Genomic DNA, 4572 nt, shown 5'->3' on the forward strand with positions numbered 1-4572 from the left:
AGGACGGCCTCCAGCAGCCGGACGGCCACGTCGGGGGCGAAGCCACTGTCGTGCGCGACCCGCCGGGCGAACTCGGCGACCCCGGCCAGCTGCCGCTCGCCGAGCGAGAAGTCCAGCGCCTCGCTGAAGTACCGCTCCAGCACCTCCGCGTCGAAGGCCTCCCAGCGGGCCGCCTGCTCGGCCACCTCGCGGGCCTCGACCAGCGAGAGGTCCCGGGACTCCAGGAAGGCCCGGTGCACGGCCGCGGTCAGCCCGGGGCGCCGCTCGGCGAAGTCGCGGCGGACGGCCCAGACGGCGAAGACGAACGGCAGCCCGGTCCACTCCTTCCACATCTCGCCCAGGTCGTGCACGGCGAGGCCCTGCTCGGCCGCCTGCCCCAGGTAGGCGCGCAGCGCCGGGTCGCCGATCAGCACGGCCGCGTCGGCCTCGGCGAGCATCGCGTCCAGGTCGGGCGGGCAGCTGAAGTACTCCGGCCGCACCCCTTCGCGCTCCTCCAGCAGCAACCGGGCGAGCCGGACGGAGGTGCGGCTGGTGGAGCCGAGCGCGACCCGCCGGCCGTCCAGCTCGGACAGCGGCAGTTTGCTGACGATCACGCAGGACATCACCGGGCCGTCGCTGCCCACGGCGATGTCCGGGAGCACCAGCAGTTCGTCCGCGTGCCGCAGGTACTCCACACAGGTGATCGGGCCGATGTCCAGGGATCCGCCGACCAGCTGATCGCTCAGCTTCTCCGGCGTGTCCTTGGTGAGGTCCAGATCGAGCAGATTGCCGGTCCTGGCCAGTCCCCAGTAGAGGGGTACGCAGTTGAGGAACTGAATATGCCCGACCCGGGGCCGGACCGGGGTGTTCTCCTGGGGCTCCCGCGTTTCCGCTTCCGGTACTGCCACTGCGCCGCTCCCTTGCTGTTCGTGCGCCTCCCCGCAGGGTATGCCCGCCGCTCCGCGAGCCCCGCACCGCCCTTCCGGGAGGCGCCCCGACACGCCGCACCGAGCGTCACAACGGCCTTACGACACGCGCTGTCCAGCCCGCAAGTCACCCCTGGTCGTCACAGCAGCCGCATGCTAGCGTTGCCCTCAGTTGCAGTTTGATTCCCCTTGCAGTACTTGAAGCCTGCGGAGCATGTAACCGCAGGCTTTTCGTAGTTTTTCAGCAATATCGAAAAACTCCGGGCCCGTCCGGAGGCAGGGCGATCAGCGCAGCGGACCGGGTGCCACACGGTGTGGCCCCGACACGTCCCTCGCAAGGAGAACGGCATGGCTCAGGGAACCGTCAAGTGGTTCAACGCTGAGAAGGGCTTCGGCTTCATCGCCCAGGATGGCGGCGGCCCCGACGTCTTCGTCCACTACTCCGCCATCAACGCGAGCGGTTTCCGCTCGCTGGAGGAGAACCAGGCGGTCAGCTTCGACGTCACCCAGGGTCCGAAGGGCCCGCAGGCGGAGAACGTCACCCTTATCTGACCATCCTCAATGATGATCTGATCGCTCGGGACCCGTCGGGTCCGCAGACGGCCGCCGGCCGTCATCGTGAGCACGAGAGCCGCAGTACCCAAGGGGGCCCGCCGATCGGTGGGCCCCCTGCCTCGTGCCCGGCGCCGCCGGGCAAACGCCGAAGGGCCCTCCTCCCGTCCTGGGAGGAGGGCCCTTCGCGGTACCCGTTCCGAAGGGGCGTCAGGCCGTCGCGGGGGCCTGCTTCGAGCCCTTGCCCTGGGGCGGGATCACGGCCTGGCCCTCGTCGTAGAGGTCACCGGTCGGGTTGTTGTAGGCGACCAGGTCGAGGGTCTTCTCCCGGGCCGCGACCACGATCGGCACCAGGGCCTGGCCGGCGACGTTGGTCGCGGTGCGCATCATGTCGAGGATCGGGTCGATGGCCAGCAGCAGGCCGACACCCTCCAGCGGCAGACCCAGGGTGGAGAGGGTCAGCGTCAGCATGACGATCGCACCGGTGAGGCCCGCGGTGGCCGCCGAGCCGATCACCGAGACGAAGGCGATCAGCAGGTAGTCCCTGATGCCGAGGTCGATGCCGTACACCTGGGCGACGAAGATCGCGGCCAGCGAGGGGTAGATCGCGGCGCAGCCGTCCATCTTGGTGGTGGCGCCGAACGGAACGGCGAACGAGGCGTACTCGCCCGGGACGCCGAGGCGCTCGGTGACCCGGCGGGTGACCGGCAGGGTGCCGACCGAGGAGCGCGAGACGAAGGCCAGCTGGATCGCGGGCCAGGCGCCCTTGAAGAAGTTGACCGGGTTGAGGCCGGCGGCGAACTTCAGCAGCAGCGAGTAGACGCCGAACATCACCAGCGCGCAACCGACGTAGACGTCGACGGTCAGCGTCGCGAACGGCTCCAGCAGGTCCCAGCCGTACTTGGCGACGGACTTGCCGATGAGGCCGAGGGTGCCGAGCGGCGAGAGCCGGATGACCCACCAGAGGGCGGTCTGGACCAGTTCCAGCACCGACTCGCTGAGCTTGAGGACCGGCTCGGCCTTCGGGCCGAGCTTGATCACGGCGGCGCCGGCCACGATCGCCAGGAAGACGATCTGCAGGACCTCGACCTCGCTGAAGGCGGTGACGATGTTGGTCGGGAAGATCCCGGTCAGGAAGTCGATCCAGCTGCCGGTGGACTTCGGCGGCTTGAGGCCCTCGGTCTTGAGGTTGGTGCCCTCGCCCGGGTTGGTCAGCAGGCCGAGGCCGAGGCCGATGGCCACCGCGATCAGCGAGGTGATCGCGAACCAGAGCAGGGTGCGGACGGCCAGCCGGGCCGCGTTGGTGACGTTCCGCAGGTTCGCCACGCTCACCAGGATCGCGGTGAACACCAGCGGCGGGACGGCGAGCTTCAGCAGCTGGACGAAGATCTTGCCGATCGTCTCCAGCGTGGTGGCCAGCCAGGAGATGTCGGCCGCGCGGGCCAGGTAGCCGAGGCCGATGCCGAGCACCAGGCCGGCGATGATCTGGACCCAGAAGGGGGTCTTGCGGATTCTGGTGAGCACGGACGGCGACGAGGTCGCCTCGGGCGCTGTGGACATGACGGTGCGGCTCCGGGGGAGGCGTTGCTGGCGGTGGGGGGTGGCGAAGGCGGCACGGCGCGCGGCCGGACGGGGAGAGGACCGGCCCCGGTCAGGGGCGTGCCGCCGGAATACAGCTCATGGCGCGACAACGGCGCGGGCTGTCCACAGCACCGGACAGACAGCACGCGCGGACGGCGGCGGGCGACGGGCCCGGGCCGAGCGGCGAACGTGCGTCTGAGGTGGTCACGGCCGACACATTAGCAGTAAAGCTTTGAGATCTTCAAAGTACTTGTTTGAGTTCCGGATGCGATCCGATTGACCGGTCAACAGTTATACGTATAACTTGGTGCCATCCCCCCGACCGCTCCCCCGCCCAGACCGGAGACCCCCGCCCATGGGCTACCTCGCCCTGCTCCGCGCCCCGCACGTCGGCCGCCTCCTCTTCGGCACCCTGCTCGGCCGCCTCCCGGCCGGCATGACCGCCCTGGTGATCGCCCTCGCGCTGCGCGAGGTCCACGCGCCGTTCAGCCGGATCGGCCTGGCCACCGCCGCGTACGCGATCGCGGCGGCCATCGGCGGACCGGTGCTCGGCCGGATCGTGGACCGCACCGGGCAGCCCCGGGTGCTGGTGGTCTCCGCGGTGATCGCCGGCGGCGGGTACGCCCTGCTGGCGACGGCCCCCGGCTCGGCGCTGGCCGCCCCGCTCGGCGCCGCGATCGCCGGACTGGCCATGCCCCCGCTCGAACCCTGCCTGCGCTCGCTCTGGCCGGACGTCGTCGAGGAGGAGCGGCTCGACACCGCGTACGCCTTCGACTCCGCCTCCCAGCAGATCCTCTACGTCGCCGGCCCGCTCGCGGTGGCCGGCATCGCGGGCGCGGTGAGCGCGGTCGCCGCGCTCTGGGTCGCGGCGGCGCTGGGCCTGATCGGGGCGCTCGTCGTCGCCACCGCCGCACCGGCCCGGGCCTGGCAGGCCCCGCCGCGCGCGCACTCGGCGGGCCTGCTCGGACCGCTCCGCTCCCCCGGCCTGGTCCTGCTGCTGATCGGCCTGGCCGGCGCCGGCTGGGCGGTCGGCGCGCAGAACGTGCTGTTCATCGCCTACGCCGAGGCCCACGCGGCGGACGGCCTGCCCGGCGGCGCGGGCACCCTGCTGGCGCTGGCGGCGCTCGGCGGACTGCTCGGCGCGCTCGCCTACGGCGCGGTGTCGTGGCGCAGCTCGACGGCCACCCGCACCTGGCTGATGGCACTCGGCATGGCCGTCAGCTACCTGCCGCTGGTGCTGCTGCCCGGGCCGGCCGCGATGGCCGGACTCGCCTTCCTGTCCGGGATCGGGCTGGCCCCGCTGCTGGCGGCGGCGTTCGTGCTGGTCGCCGAGCTGGCCCCGACCGGCACCGTGACCGAGGCGTTCGCCTGGCTGGTCACCCTCTTCGCGACCGGCAACTCGCTCGGCTACGCCGTCTCCGGCCGCCTCGCCGAGGGCTCGCTGCGTCCGGTGGCGCTGTGCGCGGCGGGCGGGATCGCCCTCGGCGGGCTGCTGCTGTTCGGCGCCCGCCGGTGGTTCCGGCCGGCCGCCGCG

Annotated in this window: 4 protein-coding genes; 2 read left to right on the forward strand and 2 right to left on the reverse strand. The window is 71.7% G+C overall.

Going from position 1 to position 4572, the window contains the following annotated elements; all coding sequences use genetic code 11:
* The coding region (locus ABD308_RS21860; RefSeq protein ID WP_344337790.1) for a menaquinone biosynthetic enzyme MqnA/MqnD family protein at nt 1-887 on the reverse strand (887 nt) is incomplete at its 3' end.
* A 366-nt stretch (nt 888-1253) separates the two neighbouring features.
* Here ABD308_RS21860 and ABD308_RS21865 point away from each other — a divergent pair.
* Nucleotides 1254-1457, forward strand: a complete 204-nt coding sequence (locus tag ABD308_RS21865; protein ID WP_344337792.1) for a cold-shock protein — start codon at nt 1254-1256, stop codon at nt 1455-1457.
* Between the two features lie 210 nt (nt 1458-1667).
* Here the strand turns inward: ABD308_RS21865 and ABD308_RS21870 are convergent, their stop codons facing one another.
* The gene (locus ABD308_RS21870) at nt 1668-3017 is read right to left on the reverse strand and encodes a dicarboxylate/amino acid:cation symporter (RefSeq protein ID WP_344337794.1); all 1350 of its coding nucleotides are present in this window, start codon (nt 3015-3017) and stop codon (nt 1668-1670) included.
* A 376-nt stretch (nt 3018-3393) separates the two neighbouring features.
* Between ABD308_RS21870 and ABD308_RS21875 the strand changes: the two genes are divergently transcribed.
* A partial coding sequence (locus ABD308_RS21875; RefSeq protein WP_344337795.1) for an MFS transporter occupies nt 3394-4572 on the forward strand: 1179 nt, incomplete at its 3' end.

Source organism: Kitasatospora putterlickiae (assembly GCF_039527695.1).
GTDB classification, from domain to species: domain Bacteria; phylum Actinomycetota; class Actinomycetes; order Streptomycetales; family Streptomycetaceae; genus Kitasatospora; species Kitasatospora putterlickiae.